Annotated in this window: 12 protein-coding genes; 6 read left to right on the plus strand and 6 right to left on the minus strand. The window is 56.2% G+C overall.

Features of this window, described 5'->3' with window-relative positions; all coding sequences use genetic code 11:
* Together add and P3C52_RS13440 are read left to right on the plus strand one after the other, a co-directional pair.
* On the plus strand, nucleotides 1-692 hold a 692-nt coding region (gene add / locus P3C52_RS13435), incomplete at its 5' end, for an adenosine deaminase (protein WP_275555491.1).
* 70 nt (nucleotides 693-762) lie between these two features.
* Complete coding sequence (locus tag P3C52_RS13440) at nucleotides 763-996, plus strand: hypothetical protein (RefSeq protein ID WP_275555492.1); 234 nt, start codon at nucleotides 763-765, stop codon at nucleotides 994-996.
* A 52-nt stretch (nucleotides 997-1,048) separates the two neighbouring features.
* Here the strand turns inward: P3C52_RS13440 and P3C52_RS13445 are convergent, their stop codons facing one another.
* Together P3C52_RS13445 and malX are read right to left on the minus strand one after the other, a co-directional pair.
* Nucleotides 1,049-2,224 carry a MalY/PatB family protein gene (locus tag P3C52_RS13445; RefSeq protein WP_275555493.1) on the minus strand — a complete coding sequence of 392 codons (1,176 nt, stop codon included), beginning with the start codon at nucleotides 2,222-2,224 and terminating at the stop codon, nucleotides 1,049-1,051.
* Between the two features lie 48 nt (nucleotides 2,225-2,272).
* On the minus strand, nucleotides 2,273-3,856 hold the full coding sequence (malX, locus tag P3C52_RS13450) for a maltose/glucose-specific PTS transporter subunit IIBC (RefSeq protein WP_275555494.1): 1,584 nt from the start codon (nucleotides 3,854-3,856) through the stop codon (nucleotides 2,273-2,275).
* Nucleotides 3,857-4,018: 162 nt separating this feature from the next.
* Between malX and malI the strand changes: the two genes are divergently transcribed.
* Nucleotides 4,019-5,041, plus strand: coding sequence for a Mal regulon transcriptional regulator MalI (malI, locus tag P3C52_RS13455; RefSeq protein ID WP_275555495.1), 1,023 nt, complete (start codon nucleotides 4,019-4,021; stop codon nucleotides 5,039-5,041).
* Nucleotides 5,042-5,101: 60 nt separating this feature from the next.
* Here the strand turns inward: malI and P3C52_RS13460 are convergent, their stop codons facing one another.
* Together P3C52_RS13460 and manA are read right to left on the minus strand one after the other, a co-directional pair.
* A complete protein-coding gene (locus tag P3C52_RS13460; RefSeq protein ID WP_275555496.1) occupies nucleotides 5,102-6,598 on the minus strand; it encodes a YdgA family protein in 1,497 nt (498 codons plus the stop codon).
* 73 nt (nucleotides 6,599-6,671) lie between these two features.
* Entirely contained in the window at nucleotides 6,672-7,847 is a 1,176-nt protein-coding gene (manA, locus tag P3C52_RS13465) for a mannose-6-phosphate isomerase (RefSeq protein ID WP_275555497.1), read from the minus strand.
* Nucleotides 7,848-8,048: 201 nt separating this feature from the next.
* On the opposite strand from manA, the gene fumC reads away from it, so the two are divergent.
* The gene (gene fumC / locus P3C52_RS13470; RefSeq protein WP_275555498.1) at nucleotides 8,049-9,446 is read left to right on the plus strand and encodes a class II fumarate hydratase; all 1,398 of its coding nucleotides are present in this window, start codon (nucleotides 8,049-8,051) and stop codon (nucleotides 9,444-9,446) included.
* A 67-nt stretch (nucleotides 9,447-9,513) separates the two neighbouring features.
* On the opposite strand, the gene tus is transcribed toward fumC, so the two are convergent.
* A complete protein-coding gene (tus, locus tag P3C52_RS13475; RefSeq protein WP_275555499.1) occupies nucleotides 9,514-10,452 on the minus strand; it encodes a DNA replication terminus site-binding protein in 939 nt (312 codons plus the stop codon).
* A 133-nt stretch (nucleotides 10,453-10,585) separates the two neighbouring features.
* Nucleotides 10,586-11,842, minus strand: coding sequence for an MFS transporter (locus P3C52_RS13480; protein ID WP_275555500.1), 1,257 nt, complete (start codon nucleotides 11,840-11,842; stop codon nucleotides 10,586-10,588).
* A 94-nt stretch (nucleotides 11,843-11,936) separates the two neighbouring features.
* On the opposite strand from P3C52_RS13480, the gene P3C52_RS13485 reads away from it, so the two are divergent.
* Nucleotides 11,937-12,827 (plus strand): LysR family transcriptional regulator, encoded by an 891-nt coding sequence (locus tag P3C52_RS13485; protein WP_275555501.1) that lies wholly within the window; start codon nucleotides 11,937-11,939, stop codon nucleotides 12,825-12,827.
* Nucleotides 12,828-12,966: 139 nt separating this feature from the next.
* The gene (locus tag P3C52_RS13490) at nucleotides 12,967-14,184 is read left to right on the plus strand and encodes an ROK family transcriptional regulator (RefSeq protein WP_275555502.1); all 1,218 of its coding nucleotides are present in this window, start codon (nucleotides 12,967-12,969) and stop codon (nucleotides 14,182-14,184) included.
* Nucleotides 14,185-14,225 lie beyond the last annotated feature (41 nt).

Genomic DNA, 14,225 nt, shown 5'->3' on the forward strand with positions numbered 1-14,225 from the left:
ATATGGCGATGAACCATAATCTGCCAATCGCCGGCGTGGTGGAAGCGGTCATCGACGGCGTGCGCGCAGGCTGCCAGCAGCATGATATTGATGTGCGGCTGATCGGCATTATGAGCCGTACTTTCGGCGATGAAGCCTGCCTGAATGAGCTGGAAGGTTTGCTGGCGCATCGCGACGGCATCACCGCCGTCGATCTGGCCGGTGACGAGCTGGGATTCCCCGGCAGCGAATTCCTGAGCCACTTTAATCGTGCGCGCGATGCGGGCTTCCGTATTACGGTTCATGCGGGCGAAGCGGCGGGCGCAGAAAGTATCTGGCAGGCGATTCGCGAACTGGGCGCGGAGCGTATCGGGCATGGCGTCAAAGCGGTCGAGGATCCGGCGCTGATGGATTTTCTTGCCGAGCATCGCATCGGTATTGAGTCCTGCCTGACCTCAAATATTCAGACCAGCACCGTGGCGCACCTTACTCACCATCCGCTGGTGAAGTTCCTCGATCACGGCATTCTTGCCACGCTGAATACCGACGATCCGGCGGTGCAGGGCATCGAAATTGCCCATGAGTATCAGGTGGCCGCGCCGCAGGCTGGCCTGTCCGGCGCGCATATTCGCACCGCGCAGGAAAACGGCCTGACCATCGCCTTTCTCAGCGAAGAAGAAAAGCAGCGTATTCGCCAGCGCGTGGCGGGTTAAGTCTTCAGCGTGAGGCCACCCGCGTTCAGGCCAGGAGCTTCCTGGCCCAGCGGAAAAAGAAGAGAGCCCTTTGGTCATCAACGGGACTCTTTTCGTTTCAATGGAGCAATATGCTTTAAGCTTTTTGCGTGATAAGTTCGCGAACTCCGCGCTGTGTTTTGACACGGACGGGTTAGGCACCGGCAGGCTGTGGTCGATGGAGGCGTTGCCTGCTGATGTTGTAGCAGATCAGCAACCATTAAATCGCGCCGATGCGCTAATCGTCGTTTTTATCAGCTTAGCAAATAGCTTTTCCAGCCGCTAATCCAGCCGGAATCTGATATTTGAGCCGCTGCGTTTTTGTCACCGTGTGAATGCTATGCCATCAGCGTATTGATACCGGCAATCAGCCGCCGCAAACCTTCCTCAAGTTTTATACGCGGACAGCCCGCATTTAGCCGAATAAAGCCGTTGCCTGCCGCACCGTAAGTTTCGCCCGGCATGATCGCCACCTTCTGCTGTTCAATCAGCACCTGCTGCAAACGCTCTGTATCAAGCCCCAACGGGCGCAGGTCGATCCAGGCCAGATAGGTTGCCTGCGGCGGCTGCCAGTCAAGCTGCGGAAAGGCATGGTTCAGCTGTTGCGCTATCAGCTCAAGATTTTCCTTGAGATACGCACGCAGCGCATCCAGCCAGGGCGCGCCTGCGCGGTAAGAAGCAATATGGGCGGCAACCGCCATCACCGCGGGCGAGGAGAGGCCGTCGGCCTGCTTGATCGCGCGAAACCAGGCCTGGCGATCCTGCTCATCGCTGATAAAACCATAGGCGCCGGTCAATGCAGGAATATTAAAGCTCTTGGAGGCGGAGGTCGCTACTGCCCAGCGGCCACGCGCCACGCGCTGCCACGGCGTATGCGCTTCATCGCCCATCATCATATCCATATGGATTTCGTCGCTAATGACCTTCACCTGATGGCGTTCACAGCAGGCGGCCAGCGTTTCCAATTCCTCCTGCGTCCAGACCTTTCCGGTAGGATTATGCGGGCTGCACAGCAGCAAAATCTTGCAATCTTTTCTGGCCAGCAGGCTTTCAAGCTGGGAAAAATCACAGCGCCACTGTTGGCCCTCCTTTATCAGTGGCGAGGCCAGCAGCTGGCGCTGGTTGGTGCTGATCACCTGATAAAAAGCATCATAGGCAGGCGTATGAACCACCACGCCGTCCCCTGGCTGACTCCAGAGTTGCAGCAAACGCGCCACCATATAAATAACCGAAGGGCTGTAAACGATCTGCTGGCGATCGACCGTAAGGGCGAAGCGCTGTTGATACCAGGAAGTAATGGCGCCGAGAAAGTCCTCATGCTGCCAGCGGCTGTAGCCGAATACGCCGTGATCCAGTCGCTGTTGCAGGGCCGAGCGGATAACAGGCGCTATTGGGAAATCCATATCGGAAATGGTAAAAGGCAGCAGGTCGGCGACGCCGAAACGGTCGGCGACATAATCCCATTGCGTACACCAGCTGCCGTGGCGATCGATCGGGGTATCAAAATCAAACATAGTTTTCTCATACAGGCCGCCGGGCAGTGCCCGACGGCAAACAGGTTATCAGGCCGGACTGACATTCATTAAGGCGGAGAGCGCATCTTTCACCGATTGTACCTGCGGGCCCATGACCACCTGCAGGCTGTGCTGATTGAGATGCACCACGCCGATAGCGCCATGCGCTTTCAGGGCCGCGTCATCAACCAGGCTGCTGTCCACCACCGACAGGCGCAGACGCGTCAGGCAGTTGTCCAGCGCGGTAATATTTTCCGGGCCGCCGAGCGCGGCGAGGATTGCCGGTGTGTTGTAGCCGGAACCGCCACCTGCCGACGCCAGCGTTTTTTCAAACTGCGGGTTGTCGGTTTCTCGCCCAGGAGTTTTGATATTGAAACGGGTAATGGCAAAGCGGAACAGCGTGTAATAGATCGCAAACCACAGCGCCGCGATCGCCGGAACCCAGTACCATTTGGTACTCAGGCCGTGCAAAATGCCGAAAACCACGAAATCGATAACATTGCCGTCGGTATTGCCAATGGTGACGCCCAGCATGGCGATAACGCTGAAGCCCAGGCCGGTCAGCAACGCATGGATGACATAAAGCACCGGCGCGACAAACAGGAACAGGAATTCAATCGGTTCTGTGGTGCCGCCAACGACGCAGGCTACCACGCCGGAAATTAACAGCCCTTTAATCTTATGGCGATTTTCAGGGCGGGCGCAGTGGTAAATCGCCAGCGCCGCGCCCGGTAATCCACCGAGGAAGGCGGGCATCTTACCCTGTGACAGAAAACGTGTGGCGCTCTCGGCGAAGCCGTGGGTATCAGGGCAGGAGAGTTGCGCCTGGAAGATGGTCAGGGCGCCGCTGACGCTATGCCCGCAGACATCCAGCGTACCACCAGCATCGGTAAAGCGAATAATGGCGACCAGAATATGTTGCAGGCCGAACGGCAACAGCAGGCGCTCACCGGTACCAAAAATCATCGGGCCCCAGTCTCCGGCGCCGTTGATGATCCAGCCCAGCCCGCGAATGGCGGCGGCAAATCCCGGCCAGATTAACGGCACCAGCAGGCCCGCGACGCCCGTTGCCAGCAGCGTAACGATCGGCACAAAGCGCGTGCCGCCAAAGAAGGCCAGCGCATCGGGCAGACGAATCGTATGGAAGCGCTCATGCAGATAAAACACCAGAATGCCGATAATCACCGCGCCCAGAATACCGGTATCGATAGACTGAATACCGAGGACGCTCTGAATGTTGTTGGCTTTCAGGATCGCCGCGTCGCTGGTGGGCAAAATGCTTTTTACGGTCAGCCAGAAGTTAATCGCCAGATTCATTACGGCGTAGCCGACAAAGCCGGAAAAGGCCGCGACGCCTTTATTCTCTCGCGCCATGCCCAGCGGAATGGCGATAGCGAACATCACCGGTAAAAAGCTAAAGGCGAATGCGCCGGTTTTACTCATCCAGACAAAAATCAGCTGCAGCCATGGATGGCCCAGGATGGGGATCAGGGTAATCACATCCCGGCTGCTCAGCGAGCTGCCGATCCCCAGCATAATGCCGCAAAAAGAGAGTAGCGCGACCGGTAACATAAAGGTTTTACCTAATCCCTGGAAAAATTCCCACAGCGTAATTTTTTGCTTTCTGGCCATCTTTTGCTCCCGATAAAACAGCCGCAGTATATGAGGTAAAATAAGGTAAAACGTTTTACCGAAGATTAATGCGCAACCTGTCACAATCTAAAACGCAATGCCCATTTTGATTTACGTGGAAAAGATGTAACGTTTTAGCGGTCTATCAGAGGCAGGAGCAGTATGAGCCAGAAAAAAATCACCATTCACGATGTGGCCGAACAGGCTGGCGTATCCGTTACTACGGTTTCGCTGGTGCTGTCGGGCAAAGGGCGCATCTCAGCGGTTACTGCCCGGCGCGTGAGTGAGGCGATTGATACGCTGGGCTATGTGCGTAATCGCTCAGCGGTCAGCCTGCGCGGTGGCGAAAGCGGCGTTATTGGGCTGATCGTGCGCGATATTTGCCACCCGTTTTACGCTGAGATGACGGCGGGCCTGAGTGAAACGCTGGAAGCGCAGGGCAAAATTCTGGTGTTAACCCAAAGCGGAAACACGGGCCAGAATCTGCAACGCTGTTTTGAGTCGCTGCTGGCACAGGGCGTGGACGGCATTGTGCTGGGCGGCGGGGCAGAAAACGCCACCGGCCTGCCGTCCCAGGCGCGTGAGGCAGGCATTGCACTGGTCTGCGCCGCACGCGCCAGCAGTCTCGATGAGGTCGATTCCATTCGGCCCGATAATATGCAGGCAGCCAGGATGGCAACCGAGTTCCTGATTAAACAAGGGCATCATCGTATCGCCTGGGTAGGCGGCTCCGGCGGCTCGCTGACGCGAGCGGAGCGCATCGGCGGCTATTGTGCCACGCTGTTGCAATATGGCCTGCCTTTCCGTCATGAATGGATTATTGAAGGCGAACCGCAACATATCGCCGCGCGCACCGAGGCGCTGTTGCATGCTGCACCCTCGATAACCGCGATCGTTTGTCACAATATGACGGTTGCGCTGAGCTGTTATTTCGGCGCGCTAGGTACCGGGCGGACGCTGGGCCAGGGCGCAGTGGAAAGCTGGTATGGACAGCAGGTGGCGCTGGTGGGATTTGGCGATGCCTCACAGCTACAGATGAGCGAACTGCCGCTAACGCGCGTTTCTATTCCGGCGCGGGAAACCGGGCGTCAGGCGGCGCTGCGTCTGTTGCATCGCCTCAGCCAGCCGGAAAGCGACACGCAAAACATTATTTTGCCCGCCGCGCTGGTGGCGCATCAGCCATAAAAAAGGGCGACTTCATGTCGCCCTGATAGTAAACGCGCCGCCGAAAAGGGCGCGCCTGTTTTACTCCGGCAAATCCTGTGGCGGTGCGCCCAGCATGTAGCGGGAGAGGAAACCGTCGAGCGGCATTTTCTCGCCGTTCATGGTGACCTGCGTGCCGTTGTACTGCAGGCTGGTTACGATATTGTCATCCTGCTGCTGCGTCAGGCGGAACATTTGACCCATTGCCGCCAGGCCTTTTACCTGCTGGTCCGCCAGCTTGTCCGCATCCGACTCCTGATAGCCTTCCGCCATTGCCACCTGTTTCATCATCTCCGTTGCCATCGGCATATTGATGACCAGCTTACCGTCCAGCGTTTTCAACATACGGCTCAGCGCATCGGCTGGCGTTTGCGCCGCGCCGCTGGCGGTGGCCGGATCTTTAAAATGCGCGGCCAGGTTAAAGGTGCTTTCGCCTTTATCGTTTTTCCAGCTCAGCGGAGCAATGGTGACCACCGGATCGCCTTTCAACAACAGCGGCATATTGGCAGACAGGATCTGACGCACGCCTGCCTGGTAGCGCTCTGGATCTTGTTGAATGCCGGGCTGATTCATCAGCGCCTGCATCTGGCTGCGATAGTTATCGGAGAAGGTTTTCAGCGCCTGACCATCCAGCTGTGACAGCTTCAGGGTCATCTTGCCGGAGCCGAAATGACGGTTTTCCAGGGTTACCTTATCTACCGCATAATCCACCTGGCCGGAGACGTTGTTGCCGTTCGCGTCAAACTGCGTTTTGATGTCCATGCCTTCCAGCACGGCGGCTTCCAGGCCGTTTACGCTGGCAGAAAACTTTTTCATCTCGGCATTTTGCTCGCCGATGCGTACGCCCTGCGGGCTGAGATGCGTTTTACCGTTCAGATGCAGGCCGTTCAGCGTAAACAGCACCGGCAAATTGGCTTCGTTTCTTACTGTCAGCGCAACGCTCTCAATATCACTGACGAAATTCACCCGATCGCCGTAAGCGTCACTGTCGATGCCCAGCTTGCCGCCGTTCCAGGCATAGCGCTCGCCGGTTTGCGCATTCTGATAATCCAGCGGCAGCAGACGAATAGCGGAAGCGGTAGCGCCGCTGTAGCCAATACGCGTATCCGCTTCGATCACCGACTGGCCTTTGGTCAGCTCAAACAGCGTTTTCAACGCCGGGGTATTTTCCAGCTCGCTGTGTACCGAAGCCATGCTGGGGATCAGGTTGAATTTTTTCAGCTGGGCGAAAGGGAAAGGCCCGTGATCGATGGTCTCGTTCAGTACCACGCTCTGGCCCGGCTTCAGCAACGCGTTATCTTCCGTTTGGGAGCTGGCCTGGACAACCAGCTGCGTGCGGCTGGTAAACAGGCCGCGCTGATAGTTTTGGTAGCTGACTTTCAGACGGCTGTCCGGCGCGATTTGCGCCAGCTGCGCATTGGCGTTCTGCACAATCTGATCCATATGGCTTTCAATCTGCTTACCGGTAAGCCACGCGGCCCCCGTCCAGATCGCTCCCAGCGCAATCACTACGCCAACCGCAATTTTCGTCTTGTTCATCGATTCGTCCTTTTACCGGCATCAGTGCCTGCTATAAATTTTTGAATAATCATAGCATTCACGGGCCAAACCGTCAGCCCGGCAGGTTATAAACCTGGGCCAGACGTCCCTGACCGGAAACCTGCACTGAGGGTTCGCTGGCGGCGATAAAACAGGATTCGCCCGCGCTGAGCGTCAACTGCTGCGTATCCTGCGACAGCTGCGCCTCGCCTTCAATACAGAACAGGATCGCGGCGCTTTGCTGGCTGAGCGTGATCGGCGTTGCTTTGAGCTGATGCACTGAGAAAGCGAAATCGTCAACCGGCACCGGAAAGTCAAGCGTATCGCCATGCTGTACTGGCGTCGTTAGCAGGCTCTCCTGCGCGCGGGAGGCAAATTTCACGTTCGCCATCAGTTCAGGAACATCAATGTGTTTCGGCGTCAGGCCGGCGCGCAGCACATTATCTGAGTTCGCCATCACTTCCAGCGCGACGCCGTGCAGATAAGCGTGCGGCGTCTCGGCGAATAAAAACATCGCTTCGCCCGGCTGGAGTTCAATCACGTTTAACAGCAACGGCGAGAACAGCCCGCTGTCGTCAGGATACCAGGCGGCAATGCGCTCGATGGTCTGCCAGGGTTCGTCCTGCTGGCCGTGCAGCGTCGCCTTAAGAATATCGATGGCGCGCGATTTCTCCTTCTGCTGTAAGGAGAGCAGGGTAGAAAAGAGCGTAGCCAGGTTAGCTTCATCCGGCTGTTGTAAAAAATGCGCGATGATGGGATGCGCGCCGGCGACTGGCTGGAGCAGTGAAACGATCTCCGTTAGCGGGCGGAAGCCGTTAATCGCCAGGAACGGTGTCAGCGCGTAGACCAGCTCAGGCTTATGATTAGCATCTTTATAGTTGCGCTCCGGCGCATCGATCGCGACGCCTGCGCGATTCTCACGTTCAAATCCCGCTTCGGCGGCGGGTTTGCCCGGATGTACCTGAATGGAGAGCGGCTGTTCGGCGCACAGCACTTTAAATAAAAAAGGCAGCTCGCCAAAGCGCGCCGCCACCTTTTCCCCCAGCAGGCCGGTTTTATCCGCCTCGATAAGCTCACGCAGGCTTTGCGGCTTGCCGTTGATCTCAACGGTAGAACTGCTTTTTGGATGGGCGCCCATCCACAGTTCGGCCATCGGCTGCTGCGATGGATTCTGAATGCCATACAGCTCGGTTAACGCCGTTTTGCTGCCCCAGGCATAATTTTGCAGCGAATTGTTAAGCTTAAGCATTGTATCTCCCTTTCAAGTAGCGGCTGAACGCAGGTATTAAATCAGAAACTTCTACTGAAACCAGGATGCAAGTCAAATAAGGACGACTGGCTCGCATAATGTTAAATTATTGTATGTCACACTATGGCCCACGCCCGCTGTGCCGGATACGCACAGGTCAGGGCTTTTTAAATCATATGTTTGTGCTAAAGGAGAGAAGTAATGGCAGCCAACCGCATTGAAAAAGATTCAATGGGACCCATTGATGTACCGGCTGATAAATTGTGGGGCGCGCAAACGCAGCGCTCGCTGGAACACTTTCGCATCTCTACAGAAAAAATGCCCGTCGAACTGGTTTATGCACTGGCGTTAACCAAACGCGCTGCAGCCAAAGTGAACAGCGATCTCGGTCTGCTTCCGCAGGAGCGCGCCCAGGCGATTATCCAGGCGGCGGACGAAGTGCTGGCGGATAAGCATACCACCGAGTTCCCGCTGGCAATCTGGCAGACCGGCTCCGGCACACAAACCAATATGAATATGAACGAGGTGCTGGCTAACCGCGCCAGTGAAATCCTCGGCGGCGAGCGCGGCATGTCGCGCCTGGTGCATCCGAACGATGACGTTAACAAAAGCCAGAGTTCAAACGATGTGTTCCCGACAGCGATGCACGTGGCCGCGGTGATTGCGCTGCGCGAGCATCTGGTGCCGCAGCTGAATGTTCTGAAACAAACCCTTCAGAGCAAAGCCGAAGCCTTTAAAGACATCGTGAAAATTGGCCGTACGCACCTGCAGGACGCCACGCCGCTGACGCTGGGGCAGGAGATTTCCGGTTGGGTGGCGATGCTGGAACACAACCTGAAGCATATCGAACAGAGCGTGCCGCACGTAGCGGAACTGGCGCTGGGCGGTACGGCGGTTGGCACCGGCCTGAATACCCATCCAGAATATGCGGTACGCGTAGCGGAAGAACTGGCCGCGCTGACCCGTCAGCCCTTTGTCACCGCGCCGAATAAGTTCGAAGCGCTGGCCACCTGCGATGCGCTGGTTCATGCTCACGGCGCGCTGAAAGGTCTCGCCGCTTCGCTGATGAAAATTGCCAACGACGTGCGCTGGCTCTCTTCCGGCCCGCGCTGCGGCATTGGTGAAATTGCTATCCCGGAAAATGAGCCGGGCAGTTCCATCATGCCAGGCAAAGTCAATCCGACCCAGTGTGAAGCGATGACCATGCTCTGCTGTCAGGTGATGGGTAACGACGTGGCGATCAATATCGGTGGCGCGTCCGGTAACTTTGAGCTGAACGTTTTCCGCCCGATGGTGATCCATAACTTCCTGCAATCTATCCGTCTGCTGGCAGACGGCATGGACAGCTTTAATCATCATTGTGCGATTGGCATTGAGCCAAACCGCGATCGCATCACGCAGCTGTTAAATGAGTCGCTGATGCTGGTGACTGCGCTGAACACGCATATTGGCTACGACAAAGCGGCTGAGATTGCGAAGAAAGCGCATAAAGAAGGGCTGACGCTAAAAGCCTCGGCGCTGAAGCTGGGCTATCTGACGGAAGAAGAGTTTGATGCCTGGGTGCGCCCGGAGGAGATGGTTGGCAGTATGAAGCAGTAACTTCTGACGGGGCCAACCGGCCCCGTTTTATTGCCGCCACGCGTTCTTGCTCCTGATAAATCCACTCTTATACCGAACCCACCGGACGATCGCAGTAAAGATGCAGGCGCGGGATCAGCAGCCACAGCTGTTCCGCCTGAGGCTTATAGCGATGGGTAATATTCTCTGCATCGTAATTCAACAACTCTCCTAATACCGGCACCTGCTGACGGTTCGGACAGCGCACCAGCAGTGGAGAAGGGCAGGCCAGCTGCGTCTGTTTCTGCTGCTCTTTATCCCAGATGCGTGCAATAGGCTGAACCTTTACCGGCCGCTTAATTTTCAGTTTCGCCCCTTTCGGTAATGACTGCACCGCAATCAGCTCCTGCTGCACCTTCTCCGCCCATTGTTCGCGCGTCCACGGCGCCTGTGCGCGTCCAGCCTTCAGGCTTTTTTCCAGTTTCTCGGTAATTTCCTGCTGCGTAACATTCTTAATGATATGTTTGTTAGCCCAGCCGAAGCGCACGCTGTCCGGCGCATCAAGCAGCGTTATAGCACGGTAAGCGTTCAGCGTTAGCAGGCCGCGCAGGTGCGTATGGACAAAATCAAAGCGCGCCTCGGCTGGCAGCCCCGATTCAACGGTAATGATGTGTTCCAGCTGGGCCTTAAGCTGATTAATTTTGTCGATCTGCTGGTGGAGAAGGGCGTGCTGGTGGTCGTCCGCTTCAAAGCAGAGCGCGCCCGGCAGCCGAACAGCCGCTTTGGTGCTGATATTCTCTGACTGATGCTGGATAAACAGGCGACAGTAGTGCTGCAACGCCAGCTTGCGCGCTTCTTCGCCCAAATGCTGCGTCACGCTGATTTGGGTTACCGGTTCATGCTCAGCGCCTTTTACGATCGGCGGCAATGAGAAAACCCGTCCAACCAGCAGCGGCAGAGAAAGCAACTGATCCTGAAGCGCGCCCTGTTCATATTCCAGCTGATTCGCGCATTGACGTAAATCTTCAACTAAGTCGTAGCGGGTCATGGTTATCTCCGATAAGAAACATCTAATTAGTTACAACATACATATATCCTCTTAAAATTTCCAGCTCAGCATTGGGGAAATTATCATTCAGGCAGGTAAAAAAGGCCGCCCGGAGGCGACCCGTTATTGATAGCTACAGCTTTTTCCCATGCAGACGGCTGGCGACACCTAACGCAATAACCAGCAGCACAGCGATAAATGCGGTAATACCCGGCCAACCGTAGTTATGCCAAAAAACGCCGCCGAGCGTTCCGGCCACGCTGGAGCCGGCATAGTAGCTAAACAGATACAGCGATGAGGCCTGACCTTTAGCCCGCCGCGCGCGCGGCCCAATCCAGCCGCTGGCAACCGAATGCGCAGCAAAAAATCCGGCGGTAAACAACATCATGCCCGGAAAAATAAGCCACAACGAATTTGCTAAAGTAATCAGCAGGCCGATCAGCATCAGGGCCGTCGAAAAGATCAGCACCGGGCCACGGCCATAACGTGCGGTCATCGCGCCAGCCTTGGGCGAACTCCAGGAGCCGGTCAGATAAACCACCGATAACAAACCGACAATCGCCTGGCTGAGCGACCAGGGCGCGCTTAACAGCCGATAGCCGATATAGTTAAACAGCGTAACGAAAGCGCCCATCAGTAAAAAACCTTCGGCAAACAGCAGCGGTAAACCGCGATCGCGCCAATGCAGGCGAAAGTTAATCATCAGGCTGCGAGGTTTGAGCGAAGCAGGGCGAAAATGGCGTGAAGCGGGCAGAATTTTCCAGAACATCAGCGCTGAAGCCAGCGCAAAACAGCCGATACAGGCCACCGCTACGCGCCACGAGCTGAAATCAGTGATGACGCCGCTAAGCAGGCGACCGCTCATGCCGCCAATAGAGTTGCCGCTGATATACAACCCCATGGAAAAGGCAATCACGCTCGGATGGATCTCTTCGCTCAGATAAGTCATACCCACCGCCGCCACGCCGCTCAGCGACAGCCCAATAAGCGCGCGCATCATCAAAATGCCATGCCAGCTGCTCATGGTGGCTGAAAGCAGAGTACAAATGGCCGCCAGTAACAGCGCGACAACCATCACCGGCTTGCGGCCTATTGCATCGGAAAGCGGCCCGGTAACCAGCAGACCCAGCGCCATCAGCGCCGTTGAAATCGAAAGGGAAATACTGCTGGCCGCTGGTGATACGCCGAACTCCTGAGAAAGCACCGGCAGAATAGGCTGAACGCAGTAGAGCAGGGCAAAGGTCGCCAGGCCCGCTGAAAACAGCGCCAGCGTAACGCGCATAAACTGTGGCGTGCCGCGTTTAATATAGCTGTGCTTAGCCACGACGGCGGGTGAGACGCGCTGAACCCTGTCAGCAGGCAAGGTTGCGGTCTGAGATGAGCGGTTCACAACGGTTCCTTTATTTAAATACAGTCATTTAATTGTGAATTACAGGGATTATACTGTCTAATATATTAATAATCTGAAATGATACTTTTAACCTATGAATATCGAGTTGCGCCATCTGCGTTACTTTATCGCCGTCGCGGAGGAGCTGCATTTTGGCCGCGCCGCGCTGCGCCTTAACATCTCTCAGCCGCCGCTCAGTCAGCAAATCCAGCTGCTGGAACAGCAAATTGGGGCGCGTTTGCTGGCACGTACTAATCGCAGCGTGCAGCTGACGGCTGCCGGACGTCAGTTTCTGCAGGATGCCCGCGCAATTTTGCTGGATGTCGAACAGGCGGCCAGCCGCGCCGCGCGTCTGCATCAGGGAGAAGAAGGGGAAATCCGTATCGGCTTTACCTCGTCAGCGCCCTTTATTACCGCCGTTTCCGATGCGTTGTTTACCTTTCGCCAGCGCTTTCCCCAGGTGCATATCCAGATGCAGGAGATGAATACTCGTCAGCAGCTGACGCCGTTAAGCGACGGACGACTCGATCTTGGTGTTATGCGCAATACCCCGTTGCCAGACACGCTCGCCTGGCAATTGCTGCTGCGCGAGCCGCTCTATTGCGTGCTGCATCATGCACATCCGCTTGCCCGTCAGAAACGTATTTCAGTTACCGCGCTCGCCAACGAGCCTTTTGTTTTTTTCGATGCGCAAAGCGGGACGGCGCTGTATGGCGAAACCATGGCGCTGCTGCATCGTTATCAAATCCAGCCTTATATCACTCAGGAAGTGGGCGAGGCGATGACGATTCTGGGACTGGTTGCTACCGGTCTGGGCATCTCTATTTTGCCGGCCTCTTTCCGGCGCGCGCAATTGGCTGGCGTGGTTTGGCTGCCGCTGGAAGAGCCGGATGCCTGGTCGGAAATGTGGCTGGTCTGGTCGCGGCAGCGAGAAACCACGGCGGTAATGGCGCAGATGAAAGCGCTGTTACTGCACGAAGAATGAGCGTTAATCACGATGAATTTCATGGTTTTTGTGCAGTAAATCACATATCGAATCAAATAGTTGACGCCCATGGATAACTCATCCACCATAGCCTGAGCAGGTTTATTTTGAAGCGCGAAAATAAGTGGGAGCAGGGTGAGTGATAGCGGACAGTCAACCTGGTCATATTGACCAGATCAAGCAGACAAACGCTGGGGCTGTATATCGTCTGATCGACCAGTTTGGCCCAATATCGCGTATTGAACTCTCCCGGCGAGCGCAGCTGGCGCCAGCCAGTATCACCAAAATTGTGCGGGAAATGCTGGAAGCGCATCTGGTGCAGGAAACGGAATATCAGGAGCCAGGCAGCCGTGGCCGACCGGCGGTAGGTTTGATTCTGGACACCGTTGCCTGGCATTACCTGGCCATCCGTATCGGCAACGGCGAGATGACGCTGGCGTTGCGCGATCTCAGCAGCGCGCTGGTGATCGAAGAAACTCGCCCCCTGCCGGTAGACAGCCCAACCCCGCTCCTCAACAGCATTATCCTGGAAGTCGATCAGTTTTTTATCCGTCATCAGCGCCAGCTTGAGCGCCTTACCGCGATTGCCATCACCTTGCCAGGCATTATTCACACCGGACTGGGCATCGTTCATCGTATGCCTTTTTATGAGGTGGCGGATATGCCGTTAGGCCCGGAGCTGGCGGCCCATACCGGCCTGCCGGTTTATATTCAGCACGACGTTTGCGCCTGGACCATTGCCGAATCGCTGTTTGGCGCGTCGCGCGGTGCCAGAGACGTTATTCAGGTGGTCATTGATGATAACGTTGGCGCTGGCGTCATTACCGGCGGACGGTTGCTGCACAATAACCGTAGCTCACTGGTTGAAATTGGTCATACGCAGGTAGATGCGTACGGCAAGCAGTGTTACTGCGGTAATCACGGCTGCCTGGAAACCGTGGCCAGCATCGGCAGCATCCTGGAACTCGCTACGCAGCGGATGCAAACGGCCCTTAGCTCCAGCCTGCATCATCAGCCGCTCACCGTGGATTCACTCTGCGACGCGGCGCTGAATGGCGATCCGCTGGCGCGCGATATTATTACCGGCATTGGCAACAGCGTAGGGCGCATTCTGGCGATTATGGTTAATCTGTTTAATCCAGAAAAAATCCTGATCGGTTCGCCGCTGAACCGCGCCGCCGACGTGCTTTATCCCGCTATCGGTGCTTCCATTCGTCAGCAGGCGCTGCCTGCCTACAGCGCCAATATTCACGTCGAACCCACCGAGTTTCCTAATGTCGGCACCATGCCCGGCGCCGCGCTGGTTAAAAACGCCATGTACAACGGTGAATTGCTTGTCAAACTGTTACAGGGCTAATCATAACGCAGTTATCCACAAAAAATTGCGCTAACGCAATC

The sequence above is a fragment of the Mixta sp. Marseille-Q2659 genome (genome assembly GCF_940807255.1).
Taxonomy (GTDB): domain Bacteria; phylum Pseudomonadota; class Gammaproteobacteria; order Enterobacterales; family Enterobacteriaceae; genus Mixta.